We start from the raw sequence: 20,430 nt of genomic DNA on the forward strand, positions 1-20,430 counted from the left end.
AAAAACGGATAGCCCCAATTTTTACTTATAAAGCAAAACCTTGATCAGGAGGAACGAACATGGAAGAAAATTTAACGATGCCAACGAAATATGACCCGGCATCCATTGAAAAAGGTCGTTATGACTGGTGGATCAACGGCAAGTTCTTTGAAGCAAAGAGCGACGCTGAAAAACAACCATACACAATCGTAATCCCACCACCAAACGTAACCGGAAAGCTGCACTTAGGTCATGCCTGGGATACAACGTTACAAGATATTTTAACAAGAATGAAGCGGATGCAAGGTTACGACGTTCTTTGGTTACCAGGAATGGACCATGCCGGAATTGCGACACAAGCGAAGGTAGAAGCTAAGCTTCGTGAAGAAGGTAAGAGCCGTTATGATCTTGGCCGTGAAGCATTCGTTGAAGAAACATGGAAGTGGAAAGAAGAATATGCTGGGCATATTCGCCAACAATGGTCAAAACTAGGCTTAGGACTTGACTATAGCCGCGAACGTTTCACCCTTGATGAAGGCCTTTCAAAAGCAGTTCGTGAAGTGTTTGTGAACCTATATAACAAAGGGCTCATCTATCGTGGTGAATACATCATCAACTGGGATCCGTCAACAAAAACTGCTTTATCCGACATCGAAGTTATTTACAAAGATGTTCAAGGCGCGTTTTACCATATGAAATATCCATTAGCAGATGGATCTGGTCATATCGAAGTGGCAACAACTCGTCCGGAAACCATGCTTGGCGATACAGCGGTTGCGGTACATCCAGAAGATGAACGCTATAAGCATTTGATTGGGAAAACCGTTCTTCTACCAATCGTTGGCCGCGAAATTCCAATCGTTGGCGATGATTATGTAGATATGGAATTTGGTTCAGGTGCCGTTAAAATCACACCAGCACATGACCCGAATGACTTTGAAATTGGAAACCGTCACAATCTTGAGCGTATCCTAGTAATGAACGAAGATGGCACAATGAATGCTAGAGCAGGTATGTACCAAGGTATGGATCGTTTCGAGTGCCGCAAGCAAATTGTAAAAGATCTTCAAGAAGAAGGGATTCTGTTTAAAATAGAAGATCATATGCATTCAGTTGGTCACTCTGAGCGTAGTGGCGCCGTTGTTGAACCGTATCTATCTACACAATGGTTTGTAAAAATGCAGCCACTTGCTGACGAAGCGGTTGCGCTTCAGCAAAAAGAAGACAAAGTAAACTTTGTTCCTGAACGTTTTGAAAAAACATACCTTCATTGGATGGAAAACATTCGTGACTGGTGTATTTCTCGTCAGCTTTGGTGGGGACATCGAATTCCAGCTTGGTATCATAAAGAAACAGGCGAAGTGTATGTAAACCAAGAACCACCAGCAGATATCGAAAACTGGGAGCAAGATAATGACGTATTGGATACATGGTTCAGCTCCGCGTTATGGCCATTCTCCACAATGGGCTGGCCGGATACAGAGTCAGAAGATTACAAGCGTTATTATCCAACTGCAGCACTTGTAACAGGTTACGATATTATCTTCTTCTGGGTATCACGGATGATTTTCCAAGGCCTTGAATTTACTGGCGAGCGTCCATTCAAAGATGTTTTGATTCACGGTCTCGTACGTGATGCAGAAGGACGCAAAATGAGTAAATCTCTTGGAAACGGCGTCGATCCAATGGAAGTGATTGAAAAATACGGTGCCGATTCTCTAAGATATTTCTTATCAACTGGAAGTTCACCAGGTCAAGATTTACGTTTCTCTTATGAGAAAGTGGAATCCACTTGGAATTTTGCCAATAAAATTTGGAACGCTTCACGTTTCGCATTGATGAACATGAACGGTCTCAAATACGAAGAAATTGATTTATCAGGTGAAAAGTCTGTTGCAGATAAGTGGATTTTAACAAGATTAAATGAAACAATCGAAACGGTAACAAGACTTTCTGATCGCTATGAGTTCGGCGAAGTTGGCCGGGTACTATACAACTTCATCTGGGATGATTTCTGTGACTGGTATATCGAAATGGCGAAGCTTCCGTTATACGGAGAAGACGAAGCAGCGAAGAAAACAACTCGCTCGATTCTTGCTTATGTACTAGATAACACAATGCGTCTATTACATCCATTCATGCCATTCATCACCGAAGAAATCTGGCAGAACCTACCGCACTCCGGTGAATCCATCACCGTTGCGAAATGGCCAGAGGTTGATGCTAGCTTAACGGATGAAGCAGCGGCAGCAGAAATGAAGCTTCTTGTAGAAATCATTCGCTCTGTACGTAATATCCGTGCCGAGGTGAATACACCATTAAGCAAGAAAATTAACATGGTTCTTAAAGCGAAAGATGATCAAGTCCTTTCAGTGATTCAAAAGAACTCAGCATACATTGAGCGCTTCTGTAACCCAGAAACATTGGAAATGGGTACGGATGTTGAAGGACCAGAAAAAGCCATGACAGCTGTAGTTACTGGGCTTGAAATCATCCTTCCACTTGAAGGCTTAATCAACATCGACGAAGAAATTGCACGCTTAAACAAAGAACGTGAAAAACTGATTAAAGAAGTAGAACGCGTTCAGAAGAAATTAAGCAACGAAGGCTTCGTGAAAAAAGCGCCTGAAAAGGTCATTGCTGAAGAACGTGCAAAAGAGAAGGATTATAGCGAAAAACTTGCAGCTGTTGAAGCAAGAATTCAAGAGCTAAGAGGATAATGAATCAAAGCGAAGGCGAACCACAATTTGGTTCGTCTTCCGTTCTATCAAGGGGGAACAGCTATGTTTACTACATATGAACAAGCAGTAGATTGGATTCATGCAAGACTCCGATTAGGAATTAAGCCAGGTTTATCCCGAATGGAGTGGATGCTTGAAAAGCTAGATCATCCAGAACGTCATATAAAAACCATTCATATCGGTGGGACGAATGGAAAGGGCTCGACAGTAACTTTCTTAACGTCAGTTTTACAGAGCGCAGGGTACCAAATCGGAACTTTTACCTCGCCATATTTTGAACAATTTAATGAACGGATAAGTATAAATGGAAAGCCAGTAAAAGACGAAGAAATTGTTGAGATGGTGAATGTCATTAAACCACTTGCGGATGAGCTCGAACAAACAGACCTTGGAGGTCCTACTGAATTTGAAGTCATTACCGCGATGTCCTTGTATTACTTTGCTAAAATGAACCCCGTTGATGTGGTTCTTTATGAAGTTGGGCTAGGTGGACGGTTTGATTCAACGAATGTGATCCACCCACTATTATCAATCATTACGAGTATTGGTCTTGACCACACAGCCATTCTTGGAGATACACTGGAGCAGATTGCGTTTGAGAAAGCAGGTATTATTAAAAACGGAGTAAATGTGATTACAGGCGTAAAGCAACCAGAGGCAATTAAAGTCATCGAAGAGCGAGCATCCAATGTAAAAGCTACACTGCATCAATTAGGAAAGAAATTTTCTATTTCGCAAGTGAAGGCACTTTCTAAAGGAACGCAATTCGACTTTTCAAGCACGTTCGGTGAATTCAAAGACCTCGAAATCAGCATGATTGGCGAACATCAAGCAAGCAATGCTTCATTAGCCGTAATGGCGACTCAATTATTGAGAAATTACTATGCCTTCTTAATCGAGGAAGAACATATTCGCCAAGGGTTGAAAGACGCCTATTGGCCAGGTAGATTTGAAATTGTTTCAGAAGAACCATATATTGTCTTGGACGGGGCTCACAACAATGAGGGGATACAAGCTTTAGTGGCCGTTTTGAAAGAAAGATACTCTGATAAAAAGATTACCATTTTATTTACGGCACTTGCGGATAAAAGTGTTGATGAGATGATACGCAAATTAGATGAAGTCGCAGATCGAATCGTGTTTACGGAGTTTGATTATCCAAGGGCTGCAACTGCAGAAATGCTTTTTAGTTTTAGTAGTTCAGATAATAAATCTTTAGAAAAGAACTGGTTTGATTATTTGAAGAATAAAATTCCTAGTATACAAGATGATGAAATTCTAGTCATTACAGGCTCTTTGTACTTTCTTTCTGAAGTAAAGTCCAGTTTGATAACTATATATAAAGGGTAGAGGGATTTTTTTCCCTCTACCCTTTATTCGTAATGTACTGTATCTATCTTTGTTTCGATGTTTTGTCCCCAGTTTATGGAAAGATTGATGGAAGTTGGACTTCCACATTGTTTTTCAAACTCATCTTCGCCAACAATTTGTTTAACAATTAATTTACTAGTAGGATCAATATACTTTTGATTATCAGGTAATGTTAGAGTACCCTGTACACACATAGTTGAGTTGTTCGTAATATTTAATTTTTCAATTGCAGCATTCCCACCTATAAACGCGAATGAATTGTTATCGAGATCAAGGTGCTTTCCATTAATTAAGTTACCGCCTATTAAGATTCTAGAAGAATCAACTTTTAAATGACGGTTAAAGGTAGCGTTCTTTTTCGTTTCCATTGTCAATTTGGTTGCACTATTCATATTGCTTGTGATGTCAAAACTATCCTCAGCGTGAACTTTTAAGTTATAAGAATTGTTTGCATTTCCATTTATAACAAGTGATCCTGTTGAGTATACGATTTTATCGGATAATCCATTATTGTTTCCGTTATTATCTGTTTTACCTGGGAGTGGTTGGGATCCATCTACCAATAGTTCATTGCAACCATTAGAAAAAGAGATACACCCAGGTTGTGGTTTAGGTACTTCATTAAACGCAGGAAGTACAAAATTAATTAAATCTTCATTAATGATTATTGAGCTCAGGTCAATTTCCATATCCGCTTTCAGTGAAGTGCTTTTTTCCTCTTCGGTCCCTATAATAGTATATTTAATTTCAACTTTTTCTGAATCTGTATTCCCAATGGTTTGAATATTATCGATTGAAAAAAAAGCGTTTGGTCGGCCTTCGATTGTGACTGGAGACTGCTCAAGTAACAAATTATTTTTAATGATTTCAGCAGTTGCATTCACTGTTACGGCTTTAGCCTCTTCTGAATCAAAATCTTCACCGGGGAGCGGATTTAAGATTCGATTCACTTCTTGATTTACCTTAGCACGATTACGTTCAAAAATATCTTGAGTTGCCACTTTGAAGTAATTTACTCCCATTTCTGCTACTGCAACGGATTGAGAGGAGTCCTCCAAGACTTTGTTTTGCTTTACACTACTAAAAGCCTGACCCATAAATGAAAGAAAGATAACCATGAAGATAGTAATCAATAATAATACAGTTACTAATGCATATCCTTTCTCGTTTTGGAAGTTTTGCATGCTAGTAATTCCCACCTTTCATTCGAAAAAGTCTAGACTCAATAGTGACTTTATTATTTGGGTTATGACGTTCAGAGGCAGTTAACATTAGTGAGACATCCTCTAAATAGGGCTCTACTGTGCCAGGTATAATTTCATTGGGATTAAAAGAAAAACAAATATTAGGGTGTGTAAAAACTTGTGATTGACCATTATAAGTAGCTGTTATCCCACAATTTGAATCGCTATTACTCAATTCGTATTGATCTACTTTTTGATGGATTTTTAATAAACTTGTATTAATGATATTTGCTTCTTGCAACATTAAATTCTTCGATATTGCCTTTTGTGAGTATTGATACCCTTGAAAAAATACTTGCCAAATAATAACTCCCACAATTGAAAGCAGGGAGATGGTTGCAAGTACTTCAACTAAGGATATACCCCTTTCATTACGTATCAATGAAGCCATCCCCCTATATTAAGATGTATCCGTAAGTTTCACTTACAATCTTATTTTTGTCATTTAGTAGTTGCACGATAATAAGATGTGCATTGGATAACTCTGACGTTTTACTAGGTTCTTGTTGTATTTTAATGTTTCCAGTAAACTCACCATGAGTTGTTTCAAAAATATAAAACCCATCCTCTAGTTGCGGAGGAACTAGAGATAGTAATATTGTTGTATCTGGATTAGAAATATAAGTTTTAACTTCATTATTGTTCTGCCATTCTAAAAGTAGTTCCTTCGCAGAGCTAATTCCCTGGGCTTTATCCTCATTTACCGTATTCATCATCCCCATTTGAGGAAATATATTCATTACTGATACTAAAATAATAGAAAGAATGGCCATTGCTGCCAGCACTTCAACCAATGTAACTCCGCGTTCATTATTTACTGCCTTCATATCGTTCGTCCCTTCCGGGTATTTTCTACTATATCAAATTTATAATATCATTTATTGAACAAATAATAACCTACTAAATTAGGTAATAAGTTCGTAATATTTTGCTGTAGGTGTACAAATTTACCATTACTTTAGTATTAAATTATCTTTAAAATTATATTTCAATATTATAGAATAGGAGAAGAATGTCTAAATTTGTTGAAAATATTAGAATTATATTCAATATATTACAGATTTGTTAGGGGTGTAGGAGTGGAAAATTTACTGTTTGCAGGCATTTCGTTGGTTATACTTATCCCGAGTTTGTATTTTCTCCCGTTTGGGTTTTCCTTGAAGGGAAAAGTAACGATTCTATTAGCATCTACATTGATTGCCCTCCTAGGTTTATCTGCAACAGCCATCATGCCATTCTGGCAAACAGCGCTCATTGTTCTGCTCCTAGTTGGAATAGGAAGTTACTTTCTAACGAAAAAAATGGATGAATTAGTTGAAACGAATGCTGAGAATGTTGAAGAAATGGTAGTAGAACCGTTAACAACGGACGCAGAACAATTGAATGATACTTTTCGTTTTATTGCGAGTTCCGAGAAAGAACATGAGGAACCAGAAGTTGAAGAAGATACGAGCTTGTTAGGAAAAGCGATGAGGCAAGCCGGTGACCCTAAGACTTCTGTCTTAATAGGGCAAGATAAATACCAACTCGAAGACCATGACGATGAAGTTTTACTATCTATTAAGGAAATAGCAGCTTCTGAAAAACACGACACTTCGGATGAAGAAGAGGAACAAGAAACTGAAGTAGTTTATCTTGGAGAAATGGAAGATTTATTTGATGCTGAAGAAATAATCGAGATAGATGAACCATTAGACGTAAACTTAGATGAAGACATAGATGAAATTAAAATTAATGACCCAGTTGAAACTGCCCAAGAAGAACAGACTGAATCCTTACTTTTAGAAGATGATTTAGATGAGTTGCCAGAGCTGTTTTTTGATGACGAAGATAAACTACAACAGGATAAAGAATCAAACAAAGAAAGAGAATCAGAGTTAGATAGTGATTTTTGGGATCAATTACTCGAAGACGATGAGCTAGAAGTCATTGAAGAAAAGAAAGAGTTAATAACTGCAAAATAAACAGAAAGACATCGCTAAATCCTTTTTACCGATGTCTTTTCAAGGTTAATAGAAAAAGGAAACGCATGTATAGGAGGAACCCATTGTGAAGAATCAACAAGGTATCAAATTGTTTGTCGTACTCTTAGTAAGTACGTTATTTATCTATAGCTTCTCTCATTTTGGGGCTTTAACCTATCATGCGATGACAAATGAGGACAACCTATTTTCGATAGGAACAACGATAGCTTCTGTTGATGTGACGGGACAGACAACAGCTGATGCATTAATTGCACTTACTGAACAACGAACAATCTGGCAAAATGGAACAACGATTTCGTTGAAATACAAAGAAAAGTCAGTTCCAGTCAATCTCGAAATCTACCATTTCGACTTGCAAGGTTCGATTGACAGTGCAATTAGTGGACAAAGCAATCCTGTGATTACGACAATAAATGATCAGGATGTAGCAACCTTGATGGATCAACTTACAACCAGCGTGGAATGGGATGACGAAGCTGTAAGTAAAATAAAAGCGGAGTTGTTGACTTACGGTACTAATTTCACTGCCGGGGAAAATGAAGTGGTTGTTGAAAAAGTACTAGAAGCTAAGAGTGATAACAAAGTCATTAGCGAAACGGTATTGGAACTAAAGGATGTTAGTGTGGCAATGATGGATTGGGTCAGCGGGTTGTCACCGATTGTTCTTCCTAGTAAAACCCATGTGTCAATGCTTACGTCGATTGAAGAAAAGAAATTAACTTCAATGCCTGAAAACGTAAAAAGCATGATTGCAACAGCTATTTATCAAACAGTATTACCAACCAATTTTGAAATCATTGAGCGAAATATTAGTCAACAACTTCCAGCTTATACGGAGCTCGGTTTCGAAGCAAAAGTGAGTGCTAAGCATAATCTGGATTTGGTGATTGGTAATCCAAATGAAACAGAATACAAACTTGAGTTTAAATGGAATTACCCAACTCTTACGGTACAGTTAAAAGGGAATCCATTGTTGTATAACTATGAAATCCTGCCTTCGAATATAGAAGAATACAAACAAAAAACGATTGTTCAATATAGTCCAAATTTACAGCCAGGGAATAAAACGGTAAAAGAAGCTGGCAAATCAGGCTTCCAAATCAACATTGTTCGAAAGGTATATGGAGAAAACGGCGAGTTTTTATATGAGGAAGTCATTTCTGAGGACTTTTATTCTCCTATTGAACGAGTAGAGGTACACGGTTTGGCAGCTGGAGAATCAACTGAAAAGACTCAAGTAACCGAAAAAACAACTAAGACAACAGAAGAAAATTCTCAGAGTGAAACAGTAGATCGTACAAATAAAAGTGAACCTGAATCTGAAACAGAGGTTACAGACGATTTAGATACTGAAAAGATCAAACCGAAGCCTGCGGAAGAAATATGGGGCAATCCAAAAGAAAAGACAAAATAACATGCGGGGTGGTGAGTTTGAATGAAACAAACAAGAAAGCGTCTTGGCGATTTGATTGTCGATGCCGGATTAATCACGGAAGAACAACTTCAAGAAGTTCTTAGTGACAAGCTAAATAACGTGAAAATTGGGGAAACTTTGCTGCAAAAGGGCTTTATTACCGAACAGCAATTGATTGAAGTTCTTGAAGTTCAATTAGGAATTCCGCATATTAGCTTGTATGGGTACCCTTTTGAAACGAATCTATTTTCGTTAATTTCGAAAGAAACAGCCTCTCGCAATTTAGTCGTTCCCTTAAGAAAAGAAGGAGACAAGCTGCTAGTTGCAATGGCAGATCCAATGGACTTTTTTGCGATTGACGATTTGCGGTTATCAACTGGGTTCCAAATTGAAAAGGTCATTGCGACGCGAGACGATATTATTCGCGCGATCAATAAGTACTATGACATGGATGAAGATTTTGAAGAACTTGTTGATAGTAACGATGCTGATAACAGTCAAGAAGAAAGCTTAACCGATGAAACGTCTCCGATTGTTAAACTAGTGAATCAAATCCTTCTAAGTGCAGTGATGCAAAAAGCGAGTGATATTCATATCGATCCGCAAGAAACGAAAGTGGTTGTACGGTATCGTGTGGACGGCATTTTACGCATCGAACGAACATTACCTAAAAATATGCAAAATGTGCTAATTGCACGGATGAAGATTCTCGCTAATCTTGATATTACTGAGCACCGAGTTCCGCAGGATGGAAGAATTAAAATAAATGTTGAGTACTATCCAATTGATTTACGTGTTTCGACATTGCCGACGGTTTATGGCGAAAAAATCGTTATGCGGATCCTTGACCTTTCGAGTACATTAACAGACTTAGATAAACTTAGTTTTAACAAAGTGAATCTAAACCGTTTTAAAAGTTTAATAGAGAAGCCGAATGGGATTGTGTTGATTACGGGACCTACAGGTTCAGGTAAATCCTCAACGCTATATGCGGCGCTCAATCGGTTAAATAGTGAGAGTGTCAATATTATTACGGTTGAAGATCCAGTCGAATACCGCTTGGAAGGAATCAGTCAAATTCAAGTGAATGCAAATGTTGGGATGACGTTTGCTGCTGGATTAAGGGCGATATTACGTCAAGACCCTGATATTGTCATGGTTGGAGAAATTCGTGACCGCGAGACGGCCGAAACAGCGGTTCGTGCCTCACTGACTGGTCACTTAGTGTTAAGTACCTTGCATACAAATGATGCGATTAGCTCAATTAACCGCTTAGTGGATATGGGGGTTGAACCATTCCTTGTTGCAACAGCTCTTACAGGTGTTGTAGCCCAACGACTTGTGCGAAAGGTTTGTCGGGACTGTGGTGAAGCACATGAGCCAACCACACGGGAAGTTGAAATGTTTGCAAAGCGTGGCTTGAAAATTGAAAAAATCATGCGCGGCAAAGGTTGTGCTTCTTGCAATATGACGGGCTACAAAGGCCGTGTTGCGATTCAAGAAGTTGTCGTCGTTGACGATGAAATGAGACGGTTGATTATGAATGGCGAATCGGTTGCCAAACTAAGACAGTTGGCAATCCAAAATAAAACGATTTTTCTTGTTGACGATGGTTTGTTAAAAGTAAAGCAGGGTTTGACAACGACAGAAGAAGTATTGCGTGTAGCAATTCCTGAGTAGAGGTGTAAATGGATGAAAGAAAGAGTAGATCGAATTTTAAGAGCGGCACATGAGTTGAAAGCATCCGATATCCATTTAACCGTTGGCGTTCCACCAATGTTCCGAATCCATGGTGAATTAAAACGGTATGGAAAAGAGGTATTGCAATTAGAAGATACAGAAGGAATGGCAAGGGCGATCGTTCCTGAAGACAAATGGGATGAATTTAAGGAAATGGGCGAAATTGACCTTAGTTACGCCGTTCCTAGTATATCGCGTTTCCGGGTAAATGCGTTTACACAGCGTGGGGCTGTAGCCATTGCGATTCGTGTGATTTCTACTAGCATACCTTCAATTGATGATTTAAAAATGCCAGCTGTGTTAAAGCATATCACTGAAAAGCCTCAAGGATTAGTACTGGTGACGGGTCCTACCGGTAGTGGGAAATCTACAACTTTGGCTTCAATGATTAATTATATGAACCAAAATATGCGCAAACATATCATTACGCTTGAAGATCCAATCGAGTATTTGCATAAGCATGGCAATTGTATTATTGATCAACGAGAAATTGGGGCAGATACGAAGAGCTTTGCAAATGCTCTGAGAGCTGCTTTGCGTCAAGACCCAGATGCAATCCTCGTTGGGGAAATGCGTGACTTGGAAACGATCCAAACGGCAATTACGGCAGCGGAAACCGGTCACTTAGTGTTTGGTACTTTGCATACCCAAAGTGCACCAGCATCGGTAGAACGGATTATCGACGTGTTTGATCCTGGTCAGCAGCCGCAAATTCGCACGCAGCTTGCGGGTGTACTGTTAGCGATTATTTCACAACGTTTGTTCAAAACGGCCGATAATAATGGCCGCCGTGCCGCAACAGAAATTATGATGAACAACGCGGCAATTGCCAACTTAATTCGTAATGATAAAATTCATCAAATTGAAACCGTCATTCAAACTTCAAGAGCAGCGGGGATGATGACACTGGATACAAGCATCAAAGAATTGATGCAATCAGGAGTTATCACGAAAGAAGCGGCTCAGCCTTTCTTAAAAGAGTCGGTGAACTAAAATGGCCAGGTTCAAATACACAGGTCGAGACCGAAAAGGGAAAAAGTCTGGAACGATTAGTGCTGCCTCGAAACGAGAAGCGATTCTTCAACTTCGTGGCGATGGAATACGGGTGGCTGAAATAAATGAACTACCTGAGACACTGATGACAAAAGATATCTCTATCGGGAATCCAGTTAAGCTCCAGGATATTGTCATTTATTTGCGGCAGTTTGCGACATTAATTAAGGCTGGAGTGACGATTGTCGATGCGACCAATATCCTTGCGTTACAAACAGATAGTAAAAAACTATCAGCGGCATTAAAAGAGATTGAAAATGATCTTCGTCAAGGACAACCTTTTTCGGATTCTGCTGAAAAGCATAATAAGATTTTTGAACCAATGTTTATCAATATGGTCCGCGCTGGTGAAGCAGGCGGAAATATGGAAGAAACGTTAGAAAGACTAGCGGAGCATTTTGAAAAGCAACATAAAACGAGACAGAAGATTAAATCAGCGATGGCTTATCCTGTTGTGGTAGGAATTATTGCTGTGGCGGTTGTTATTTTTATGTTGGTTTCAGTTGTTCCTACGTTTGTCGGCATGTTTGATGATTTTGGTGCTGAATTACCGGCAATTACTCAATTTGTGTTGAACGCTAGTGAATTCATGCAAGCTTATTGGTGGTTCGTGTTATTGTTAGCGATAGCTTTCTCAGTCACTCTTAATCTATTAAATAGCGGCAGTAAAACTAAATATTATATGGACCTAATCAAACTACGAATGCCGATCTTTGGGAAAATGCTCCAAAAAGCAGCGTTAGCAAGAATGACGAGAACATTGAGTTCGTTATTTTCTTCGGGTGTGCCTATATTAAACGCGTTAGGTATTGTTGAAAAGGTTGTTGATAATGAAGTAATCTCTAGGGTGATTAGGGCATCAAGGGAAGAGTTAGCACGAGGGCGCTCACTAACAGGACCAATGGCAGAACACTGGGCCTTTCCACCCTTGACAACACAGATGATCTCCATAGGTGAAGAAACCGGGTCTTTAGATGCGATGCTATCAAAAGTGGCAGAATTCTACGAAGAAGAAGTCGAGAATACAACCGATAAACTGAAGTCAATGATTGAACCGATGATGATTGTATTCCTAGCTGGTATTGTTGGGACTATCGTTTTGGCCATTATGGTACCAATGTTCGATATGTTCAATCATATTCAGTAGGAATTTGTTGGATTTTGTAAAAAATGCTTTTTTATTGGTATATTGTCATAGTATAATAGAACTAAGTTTAATATATTGAACTAAAAACAAATATATTTTTTAAAGGGAGAGAGAAAAAATGTTACAAATGGTCAAAAATCGTTTGAAAGATCAGAAAGGTTTGACTCTGATCGAGCTTTTAGCTGTTATTGTTATTTTAGGAATAGTTTCAGCTATTGCAGTTCCAAGTATATTGGGGATAATAGAAAATTCTAAGGTCGATGCAATTAAATCGGAAGCCATTCAAGTGATAAATGCTGGAAAGATGTACGTTGCTTCCGAAGGTGTACCAACAACGACTTCTAATGGTACAACTACATCTGGTGGTGATATTAGTGGGGCCCAAATTGAACCTTATCTTGAGGATACACAATTAACAGGAATCACTCTGCATGTTACTGCAGATAACGTAATTTCAATTTCTGCAACTGGTAATACTGGTAAAAATACAATCACATTTACAAAAGCAGCATTAACTGATATTCAAGGTTCTGGTAAACCAGAAAATGGTACACTTACTATTACTGGACCATAAAAGAAGTAAATGGGTATGATTTTATTAAGCTTATATGGATTATTCCTCGGCTCCTTCTACAACGTAGTAGGCCTACGAGTCCCAGCAGGAAAATCCATTGTCTACCCTGGATCTTCCTGCCCAACTTGTGGTCACAAATTAAGAGCCTGGGAACTGATTCCAGTTCTATCCTATTTCATACAAAGAGGGAAATGCCGCGGCTGTCAGTCGCGGATTTCCCCTCTTTATCCGAGTATTGAGTTTCTGACAGGTGTTCTGTTTGCGACAGCGCCACTTGTTATTGGCTGGAGTCTTGAACTTGTTGTTGCATTAACACTCATTTCATTGTTTATTATTATTTTTGTATCTGATTTAGCTTATATGATTATCCCTGATAAAGTGTTGTTGTTTTTTGCAGGGCTTTTTTTATTGGAACGAATTTTTATTCCGTTGACGCCTTGGTGGGATTCGTTACTAGGAGCAGCAGTAGGATTTTTGCTCTTGCTCGTGATTGCACTTGTTAGCAAAGGCGGCATGGGTGGCGGAGACATTAAACTGTTTGCGGTCATCGGTTTTGTCGTCGGAACTAAGACTCTATTATTATCGTTTTTCTTTTCTACGCTTTTTGGTGCCTTAATTGGTATCATCGGAATGGCCTTTGGTTTTGTTAAAAAAGGCAAGCCTATTCCATTCGGGCCGTTTATTGCTGCTGGTACGCTAGTAGCTTATTATTTTGGCGATAACCTAATAAATATGTACTTACAACTATTCTTCAGATAATGAAGGGGGTAAACACATGGCATCAGCCCTCTTTTCGTTCAAAACCCGTCCGGTCGAGATTGTGATCAACGACCATTCGATTCGGTACATCGAATTGAAAACTGCATCGGAACCAATTCCATATAAGTGGGGCGAGCGGTATTTGCCCCCTGGAATTGTCAAGGAAGGGAAAATCATTGATCGAGAATCGCTAGCCATCATTCTTGAGGAATGTATTGATGTTTGGAAAATCAAGCGACGCAAGGTTCGCTTTTTAGTGCCGGATCCGTTTGTTACGATTCGGAAACTACCGATCCCGAACGACCTGCACATAGATGAAATTGAAGGATACTTATACATGGAAATAGGAGAAACAATCCATCTACCGTTTGAGGACCCTGTCTTCGATTATATTGTTCTCCCTGAACAAGAAGAGAAACGTGAAATTCTTTTGTTTGCGGCTCATCGTGAACATGTCGAAACCTACTCTGGGCTTTTTACCAGTGTGAAACTGCATCCGATTGCAGCTGATTTATCGTCGCTCGCTTTGTATAGGCTTTACTATCAGTTAGCTGAAAAGCCTGGAAACGAGAACTTACTTTTTATTCAATTTGATCTTGATCATGTGAACATGAGTATTTTTGAAAATGAAATTCCGTTTTTCACGCGTCATCTTGATGTGAGTTTTGACCATAAACAATGGGAAGTCACGATTGCCCGTAGCGGTTTTCAACAGCTTACTTATAAAGGGGACCCGCAAGAGCTGACCAATCAATTTGATGAAGTGACGAAAGAAATCAATATGATGATGGACTTCTACCAGTTTTCACTAAATCAAGGAAAAAATGAACTTACCAAAATTCTCTTAACCGGGGACCATCCATTGTTAGACACAGTTCAAAAAGAATTGCAGAAAAGATTTGATGTCCCAGTAGAGTTGCTAGATTCAAGTAAAATTGAAACAGAAAAAAATAAACCATTGCCTGCCTCACACAATCTTGCTTTGGGACTCGCGCTAAAAGAGGTGTAAACGATGCTTGTAGATATAAACTTGTTGCCGAAAAAAGAATCAAAAAATATCAAACTCATCGTGATCTTCTCTGCGGCTCTTTTGCTTGTGTTAGTCGTAGGTTTTTGGCTGTTTTGGCAAGGAAACGAATATAAAAACGAGATTGCCTCTCTAGACCAGCAAATCGCTACTACCCAGCAAATTGTTCAAATTGAACAAGAAAAAGTGGTGGACGGTCTGGCTTCTGATTCGGTCTCAAAGCTAGAAACAGCGGTAACTTGGGCAAGTGAAGATCCTCTAAAAACCGTTCCTATCATTAAACATGTAACAAGTTTGTTACCAGAACGTGGTTTCATTCAGAACATCTCGTATGCTGAATCAGGAAACATTAATTTATCTGTTCAATTCGATACAAGCAAAGAAGCAGCGTATTATTTAAAACACTTGCTAGATTCTGAATGGTTTTCTGAAGTCGTCTTGAGTGCGGTTTCAGCTAATGCACCTGAATCGGAAGCAGCTTCTGATGAGGCTGAACAAGATACCACTGAAAAAGCTGATGGTGAAGCCTCTGATGATGAAAGTGAGACTGCAACTGAAGAGAAAAAGGACTCAAAGGAACAGAAAAAGAAGAACGACGAAATTGTCCCAAGATATGTTGGTCAGTTCCAACTAACGCTTAGCCGTGATTATATCAAATCTCAGGAACAGAAACAGGCTGCAACTGAAGGAGGGAAAGAATCATGAACCTCCGATTATCTAAAAAGGAATTAATCATTCTCCTATCATCTGTTTTGATTGTCATCCTCGTATTCTTTGCTGGGCAGCAGTTATACCTGGGGCCAAAGAAACAAGAGGTTGAAAATAAACAAACCCAACTAGATACGGAACAGCAATTACTTGAAACCATTCAAACAAAAGTGGCTGGTCAAAGCGCGCCTTCTGCGGAGAGTGTTGCGGAGCTCCAAAAGAAAGTTCCTGTTAAAAAGCAGCTTGAGCAATTAATTCTTGCGTTAAATAAGGCCGAAGTCACTTCCAGTAGCTTTATCTCAAATATGTCCTTTTCCGAAGGAGATGTAGCGGCAAGGGCATCGGATGCTACTGAAACTGTTGAAGGTGAGCAAACTGGTGAACAAGGAACAGAGCAAACCGAAACGTCTGAAGCTACTGAAGCTACTGAAGCTACTGAGGCTACAACGACAGAAGACGAACCCGTATACCAACCTGCTCCACTGCCGGAGGGCATAAAAAAATTAAATGTCAATTTAGCGGTTACTTCGCCAAACTATAAAAGTTTAATGAAGTTTCTCGGTGAATTGGAGAAACTCAAACGTCGAGTTGTAATCGAATCTGTCGCATTTTCGGGAGCGACAGAGTTAACTAGTGTTGAACAGGAAAAACAAGAGTTTTCGTATTCGATTACGCTCTCAGCTTTTTATATGCCAGAATTAGAAGATTTGCAGGATCAACTTCCACAACTTGAGGTTCCGGAACCTGGGAACAAAACAAATCCTTTTGCCGTTTCACCTAATTTATCCAAAGAAGAGACGGAAAAAGAGTAGCTTGTAAAAAATTTGACGAAATCCTTCAAGAACAAGACGACAAAAGTCTTGTTCTTTTTTATTGCGCATATGATAGGATAAAAGCAATTTTATGCGGGAATCGGGAGGGGCTGACAATTGGACAAGCAGAATACAATCAATATTAAAATAAACGGCAAGGATCGACCCTTAAATGAGGACAAACCAAAACAAGACTCAAAGTCACAAGAGCAGACAGAGACAAATTCAAAGCCAAAAATAAAGGCGTGGGATGAAACGGCTGCGGCTAAAGATTCAACGGAAGATTCGTTTGATTGGGTACTACCGGAAAACATCGGCGAAACGAAACCTGGTACAAAGGCGAAAAAGGAAGTTCAACGTGGGATGCGTTTACCAGGATTGCCGAAGAATATGAAAACGTTAAAGAAAAGTAGACAAAATGTTCCTATGGTTCAAGGTGTGGTTTTAAATATTTTGTTAGCAGTTGTAATTGGTCTTGGTTTTGGCACGATTATTTTAAAAACCGTCCAATCAACTCCTTCAGATCAGGTGGCAACTGAAGTAGTCGCACCGGCGCCACAAAAAGAGACAGGAGCTGGGACAGCTGCCGGGGCGGAATCAGTCGAAGTGAGTGCGATCTCGACTTTTGTTGTCCAAGGGGGGGCTTTCTCACAACAAGAATCTGCTAATAATGTCGCGACAGAACTAAAAGGAAAAGGAATCGAAGCAGCACCTGTTGAAGTGAACGGTCAGTTTTTATTGCTTTTAGGGACGGCAAGTTCTATAGAAGAAGCAAAAGCGTTAGGAGAGGAATATGCAAGTAAAGGAGCCGACGTTTTTGCGAAGCAACTCGATTTAGCTAGTTTTAGCGTCAGCAATCTATCAAAAGAGGAACGTGAAGTGCTGACGATTGCCCCTGAACTATTTGCTAGTCTTTCAAGTGGGGATCAATCACAAGCAAAAAGTGTTGAGGAGCAGGTAGCCAAATTGAAAGCGATTGATAGCAAGAAACTTAAAAATGAACAGGTTGTCGCTGCGAAAAAACATCTGGAACAAGGAGCAAGTGCACTTCTAGCAAAGAATAACACAGAACTACAAAAAGAGAACATTGCTTTTCTGTCTAGTTGGCAGTCGTTAGGGAAATAGTGACAATTTCATACAGCATTCTAGTTTAACCTAGGTATATTTTCCGGGAAATACAACAAAATAACAGGGGCTGTCTTCCTAATCGACAGGCCCTTCATTTTTTGTCTAGTTTTAGATGTTAAAGATTGTGAGAAGTTGGGAGATTTGATACGATAAAGGTGTATCTCCCCTAAAAGCAAATGAAATGAAAGGTGATTGTATGCAGCGATTAATTTTAGCCTCATCCTCTCCACGACGAAAAGAACTTCTTGAAAATCTCCACTTACAATTTGAAATTTCCAGCAGTAATGTCGATGAGAGTTTTGCTCCAGAGTTAACTCCAGCGGAAGCCGTCGTGCAACTAGCCTCAAGAAAGGCAAGTTTTATTGCGGAAAAAGAACGTGATGCGTTTGTCATTGGTTCCGATACGGTTGTGGTTTTTGACGGAGAAATCCTTGGGAAACCACAAGATGCTGAAGAAGCTTTGTCGATGTTAAAAAAGCTTTCTGGAAACACTCATTCTGTTTTCACTGGTGTGAGTATAATTACTCCTGATAGAGAAATTCAGTTTTATGAAAAAACAGACGTGGTATTCTGGGAATTGTCTCAGGAAGAAATGGACGCCTACATTAAAAGTGGCGAACCGTTTGATAAAGCAGGTGGTTATGGGATCCAAGGATTCGGAAGTTTCCTTGTCCGCGAAATCAAAGGAGATTATTTCGCTGTTGTTGGCTTACCTGTTTCAAGGACTGTTCGTGAACTTCGCAACGCTGGGTTTGTCCTTCCGTACTAGCAAAATTTCTTACATCCTTCTTCTCAAAACTGTTCCCTGTCACCATGATAGGGAGGAACTACATTGCCAACCCAAACCATTATGATAAAGGATTACCCACAAAATGAGCGACCGCGTGAACGTTTTATTCTTAACGGTCCACAAAGTTTAACCAACCATGAGTTGATTGCAATAATTTTAGGCACAGGTACAAAAGAAGAATCAGTGCTACAACTTGCTAACAGATTGCTAGCAGAGTTTGAAGGCTTTCGATTTTTAAAGGATGCAACTCTTGAAGAATTAACAGCGATCAAGGGAATTGGTCGTGCGAAAGCGATCCATTTACTCGCAGCGGTTGAAATCGGCCGCCGGTTATCAAGTCATACGCATGAGAACCGATATGTGATTCGTTCACCAGAGGATGGAGCGAATTATTTAATGCATGATATGAAATATCTATCCCAAGAACATTTTGTGTGCCTTTATTTAAATACAAAAAATCAAGTAATTCATCGTCAAACCATTTTTATTGGGAGCTTAAATGCTAGCATCGTGCACCCACGCGAGGTGTTTAAAGAAGCGGTTAGAAGGTCAGCTGCTTCGATTATTTGTGCCCATAATCATCCTTCGGGGGATTGCTCACCAAGTCGTGAGGATATTGAAGTGACGAAGCGCTTAGTTGAATGTGGAAAAATGCTTGGAATTGATTTGCTTGACCACTTAATTATTGGTGATAATAAATATGTTAGCTTGAAGGAAAAAGGATATGTTTGATACTAGGATTTTGATAATCGATAGGCTATAATATATCTTATGGTTTTTACAGGAGGATGAAGGAAGTTACTTGATTATTACTATTACGACATCGCTGTAATCATAGATAGGGATTTTTTAATGCATTTTGCAATGAAAGGGAGATACAAACTATGTTTGGAATTGGGACAAGAGACCTGGGAATTGATTTAGGTACTGCGAACACATTGATTTATGTAAAAGGAAAAGGTGTCGTTCTTCGTGAGCCATCGGTAGTTGCTTTTCAAACCGATACGAAATCCATCGTTGCAGTGGGAAATGACGCAAAAAACATGATTGGCCGTACGCCTGGGAATGTCGTAGCACTTCGTCCAATGAAGGACGGGGTTATTGCTGATTATGAAACAACCGAAACGATGATGAAACATTACATTAAACAAGCGACGAAAAATAAAGGCTGGTTTGCTGGTAAGCCTTATGTCATGGTTTGTGTACCATCTGGGATTACAGCGGTAGAAGAACGCGCTGTAATTGATGCAACACGCCAAGCAGGTGCGCGCGATGCTTTCACAATTGAAGAACCATTTGCTGCGGCAATTGGCGCGAACCTACCTGTTTGGGAACCAACGGGAAGCATGGTTGTCGACATCGGTGGCGGAACAACCGAAGTGGCAATTATTTCTCTTGGTGGAATTGTTACAAGTCAATCCATCCGGGTTGCTGGGGACGAAATGGACGACGCAATTATCAATTATATCCGTAAGAGCTATAACTTGATGATTGGGGAGCGTACTGCTGAAGCGATTAAAATGGAAATTGGTTCTGCAGGAGACGCGGAAGGGATCGAAAACATGGAAATCCGTGGTCGCGATCTGTTGACAGGATTACCAAAGACAATCGAAATTACAGCAGAAGAGATTTCTAGTGCCCTTCATGATACCGTGTATTCGATTGTTGATGCGGTTAAATTAACGCTTGAAAATACCCCACCAGAACTAGCGGCAGATATTATGGACCGCGGCATTGTTCTAACTGGTGGCGGAGCCTTGCTTCGTAATTTGGACAAAGTAATTGCTGAAGAAACAAAAATGCCTGTTCTGATTGCAGAAGACCCATTAGATTGCGTGGCAATTGGGACTGGAAAAGCATTAGACAACATTGCATTATTTAAAACCAGAGCGAAAGAATCGAAGTAAAACATGGATCCGGAAGTGTCTTGTCTCTCTATGGAGGACAAGACATTTCCG

At 39.7% G+C, this 20,430-nt stretch carries 19 protein-coding genes; 16 read left to right on the forward strand and 3 right to left on the reverse strand.

All coding sequences use genetic code 11. From position 1 onward, the window contains the following. The first annotated feature begins 59 nt into the window (after positions 1 to 59). Both M3182_RS18100 and M3182_RS18105 read left to right on the forward strand, forming a co-directional pair. A complete protein-coding gene (locus M3182_RS18100) occupies positions 60 to 2,699 on the forward strand; it encodes a valine--tRNA ligase (RefSeq protein WP_251559371.1) in 2,640 nt (879 codons plus the stop codon). A 63-nt stretch (positions 2,700 to 2,762) separates the two neighbouring features. After that, positions 2,763 to 4,070 (forward strand): bifunctional folylpolyglutamate synthase/dihydrofolate synthase, encoded by a 1,308-nt coding sequence (locus tag M3182_RS18105; protein ID WP_251559373.1) that lies wholly within the window; start codon positions 2,763 to 2,765, stop codon positions 4,068 to 4,070. 23 nt (positions 4,071 to 4,093) lie between these two features. Here M3182_RS18105 and M3182_RS18110 read toward each other — a convergent pair whose 3' ends face one another. From M3182_RS18110 to M3182_RS18120, 3 genes are read right to left on the reverse strand one after another with little or no spacing between them, the layout of a single operon-like run. Beyond that, a complete protein-coding gene (locus tag M3182_RS18110) occupies positions 4,094 to 5,275 on the reverse strand; it encodes a hypothetical protein (protein ID WP_251559375.1) in 1,182 nt (393 codons plus the stop codon). A gap of 1 nt (position 5,276) precedes the next feature. Continuing rightward, positions 5,277 to 5,717 (reverse strand): PulJ/GspJ family protein, encoded by a 441-nt coding sequence (locus M3182_RS18115; protein WP_251559378.1) that lies wholly within the window; start codon positions 5,715 to 5,717, stop codon positions 5,277 to 5,279. 13 nt (positions 5,718 to 5,730) lie between these two features. Continuing rightward, entirely contained in the window at positions 5,731 to 6,162 is a 432-nt protein-coding gene (locus tag M3182_RS18120) for a PulJ/GspJ family protein (RefSeq protein ID WP_251559380.1), read from the reverse strand. 252 nt (positions 6,163 to 6,414) lie between these two features. Between M3182_RS18120 and M3182_RS18125 the strand changes: the two genes are divergently transcribed. The 14 genes from M3182_RS18125 (at position 6,415) to M3182_RS18190 (ending at position 20,379) form a co-directional block, all read left to right on the forward strand. Continuing rightward, the gene (locus M3182_RS18125) at positions 6,415 to 7,299 is read left to right on the forward strand and encodes a hypothetical protein (protein WP_251559382.1); all 885 of its coding nucleotides are present in this window, start codon (positions 6,415 to 6,417) and stop codon (positions 7,297 to 7,299) included. An 85-nt stretch (positions 7,300 to 7,384) separates the two neighbouring features. Continuing rightward, positions 7,385 to 8,734, forward strand: coding sequence for a G5 domain-containing protein (locus M3182_RS26410; RefSeq protein ID WP_251559384.1), 1,350 nt, complete (start codon positions 7,385 to 7,387; stop codon positions 8,732 to 8,734). A 21-nt stretch (positions 8,735 to 8,755) separates the two neighbouring features. Continuing rightward, positions 8,756 to 10,414, forward strand: a complete 1,659-nt coding sequence (locus M3182_RS18135; RefSeq protein ID WP_251559386.1) for a GspE/PulE family protein — start codon at positions 8,756 to 8,758, stop codon at positions 10,412 to 10,414. A gap of 12 nt (positions 10,415 to 10,426) precedes the next feature. Beyond that, a complete protein-coding gene (locus M3182_RS18140) occupies positions 10,427 to 11,467 on the forward strand; it encodes a type IV pilus twitching motility protein PilT (protein ID WP_251559388.1) in 1,041 nt (346 codons plus the stop codon). Between the two features lies 1 nt (position 11,468). Beyond that, entirely contained in the window at positions 11,469 to 12,674 is a 1,206-nt protein-coding gene (locus M3182_RS18145) for a type II secretion system F family protein (protein ID WP_251559390.1), read from the forward strand. A 118-nt stretch (positions 12,675 to 12,792) separates the two neighbouring features. Continuing rightward, the gene (locus tag M3182_RS18150) at positions 12,793 to 13,248 is read left to right on the forward strand and encodes a type IV pilin protein (RefSeq protein WP_251559392.1); all 456 of its coding nucleotides are present in this window, start codon (positions 12,793 to 12,795) and stop codon (positions 13,246 to 13,248) included. A gap of 15 nt (positions 13,249 to 13,263) precedes the next feature. Beyond that, complete coding sequence (locus tag M3182_RS18155) at positions 13,264 to 14,007, forward strand: prepilin peptidase (RefSeq protein WP_432806721.1); 744 nt, start codon at positions 13,264 to 13,266, stop codon at positions 14,005 to 14,007. Between the two features lie 16 nt (positions 14,008 to 14,023). After that, the gene (gene pilM, locus M3182_RS18160; RefSeq protein WP_251559396.1) at positions 14,024 to 15,016 is read left to right on the forward strand and encodes a type IV pilus biogenesis protein PilM; all 993 of its coding nucleotides are present in this window, start codon (positions 14,024 to 14,026) and stop codon (positions 15,014 to 15,016) included. Between the two features lie 3 nt (positions 15,017 to 15,019). Beyond that, complete coding sequence (locus tag M3182_RS18165) at positions 15,020 to 15,739, forward strand: PilN domain-containing protein (RefSeq protein ID WP_251559397.1); 720 nt, start codon at positions 15,020 to 15,022, stop codon at positions 15,737 to 15,739. Then, positions 15,736 to 16,554: a pilus assembly protein PilO gene (locus M3182_RS18170; protein WP_251559399.1), complete on the forward strand. Its 819-nt coding sequence runs from the start codon at positions 15,736 to 15,738 to the stop codon at positions 16,552 to 16,554. Before M3182_RS18165 ends, M3182_RS18170 begins: the two co-directional genes overlap by 4 nt. 117 nt (positions 16,555 to 16,671) lie before the next feature. Then, the gene (locus M3182_RS18175) at positions 16,672 to 17,679 is read left to right on the forward strand and encodes an SPOR domain-containing protein (protein ID WP_251559400.1); all 1,008 of its coding nucleotides are present in this window, start codon (positions 16,672 to 16,674) and stop codon (positions 17,677 to 17,679) included. A gap of 199 nt (positions 17,680 to 17,878) precedes the next feature. After that, entirely contained in the window at positions 17,879 to 18,451 is a 573-nt protein-coding gene (locus tag M3182_RS18180; RefSeq protein ID WP_251559402.1) for a Maf family protein, read from the forward strand. Between the two features lie 81 nt (positions 18,452 to 18,532). After that, a complete protein-coding gene (gene radC, locus M3182_RS18185; RefSeq protein WP_251559460.1) occupies positions 18,533 to 19,204 on the forward strand; it encodes a RadC family protein in 672 nt (223 codons plus the stop codon). A gap of 152 nt (positions 19,205 to 19,356) precedes the next feature. Next, positions 19,357 to 20,379, forward strand: coding sequence for a rod shape-determining protein (locus tag M3182_RS18190; protein ID WP_251431301.1), 1,023 nt, complete (start codon positions 19,357 to 19,359; stop codon positions 20,377 to 20,379). Positions 20,380 to 20,430 lie beyond the last annotated feature (51 nt).

The sequence above is a fragment of the Mesobacillus maritimus genome (assembly GCF_023715205.1).
Classification (GTDB): domain Bacteria; phylum Bacillota; class Bacilli; order Bacillales; family Cytobacillaceae; genus Mesobacillus_B; species Mesobacillus_B maritimus_C.

Bases quoted from the DNA above. Each gene is read 5' to 3' on its own strand.
- M3182_RS18135 (WP_251559386.1), top strand. From the start codon at position 8,756: ATGAAACAAACAAGAAAGCGTCTTGGCGATTTGATTGTCGATGCCGGA.
- M3182_RS18155 (WP_432806721.1), top strand. From the start codon at position 13,264: ATGATTTTATTAAGCTTATATGGATTATTCCTCGGCTCCTTCTACAAC.
- M3182_RS18190 (WP_251431301.1), top strand. From the start codon at position 19,357: ATGTTTGGAATTGGGACAAGAGACCTGGGAATTGATTTAGGTACTGCG.
- M3182_RS18150 (WP_251559392.1), top strand. From the start codon at position 12,793: ATGTTACAAATGGTCAAAAATCGTTTGAAAGATCAGAAAGGTTTGACT.
- M3182_RS18140 (WP_251559388.1), top strand. From the start codon at position 10,427: ATGAAAGAAAGAGTAGATCGAATTTTAAGAGCGGCACATGAGTTGAAA.
- pilM (WP_251559396.1), top strand. From the start codon at position 14,024: ATGGCATCAGCCCTCTTTTCGTTCAAAACCCGTCCGGTCGAGATTGTG.
- M3182_RS18100 (WP_251559371.1), top strand. From the start codon at position 60: ATGGAAGAAAATTTAACGATGCCAACGAAATATGACCCGGCATCCATT.
- M3182_RS18165 (WP_251559397.1), top strand. From the start codon at position 15,020: ATGCTTGTAGATATAAACTTGTTGCCGAAAAAAGAATCAAAAAATATC.
- M3182_RS18180 (WP_251559402.1), top strand. From the start codon at position 17,879: ATGCAGCGATTAATTTTAGCCTCATCCTCTCCACGACGAAAAGAACTT.
- M3182_RS18105 (WP_251559373.1), top strand. From the start codon at position 2,763: ATGTTTACTACATATGAACAAGCAGTAGATTGGATTCATGCAAGACTC.
- M3182_RS18120 (WP_251559380.1), bottom strand. From the start codon at position 6,162: ATGAAGGCAGTAAATAATGAACGCGGAGTTACATTGGTTGAAGTGCTG.
- M3182_RS18110 (WP_251559375.1), bottom strand. From the start codon at position 5,275: ATGCAAAACTTCCAAAACGAGAAAGGATATGCATTAGTAACTGTATTA.
- radC (WP_251559460.1), top strand. From the start codon at position 18,533: ATGATAAAGGATTACCCACAAAATGAGCGACCGCGTGAACGTTTTATT.
- M3182_RS18170 (WP_251559399.1), top strand. From the start codon at position 15,736: ATGAACCTCCGATTATCTAAAAAGGAATTAATCATTCTCCTATCATCT.
- M3182_RS18145 (WP_251559390.1), top strand. From the start codon at position 11,469: ATGGCCAGGTTCAAATACACAGGTCGAGACCGAAAAGGGAAAAAGTCT.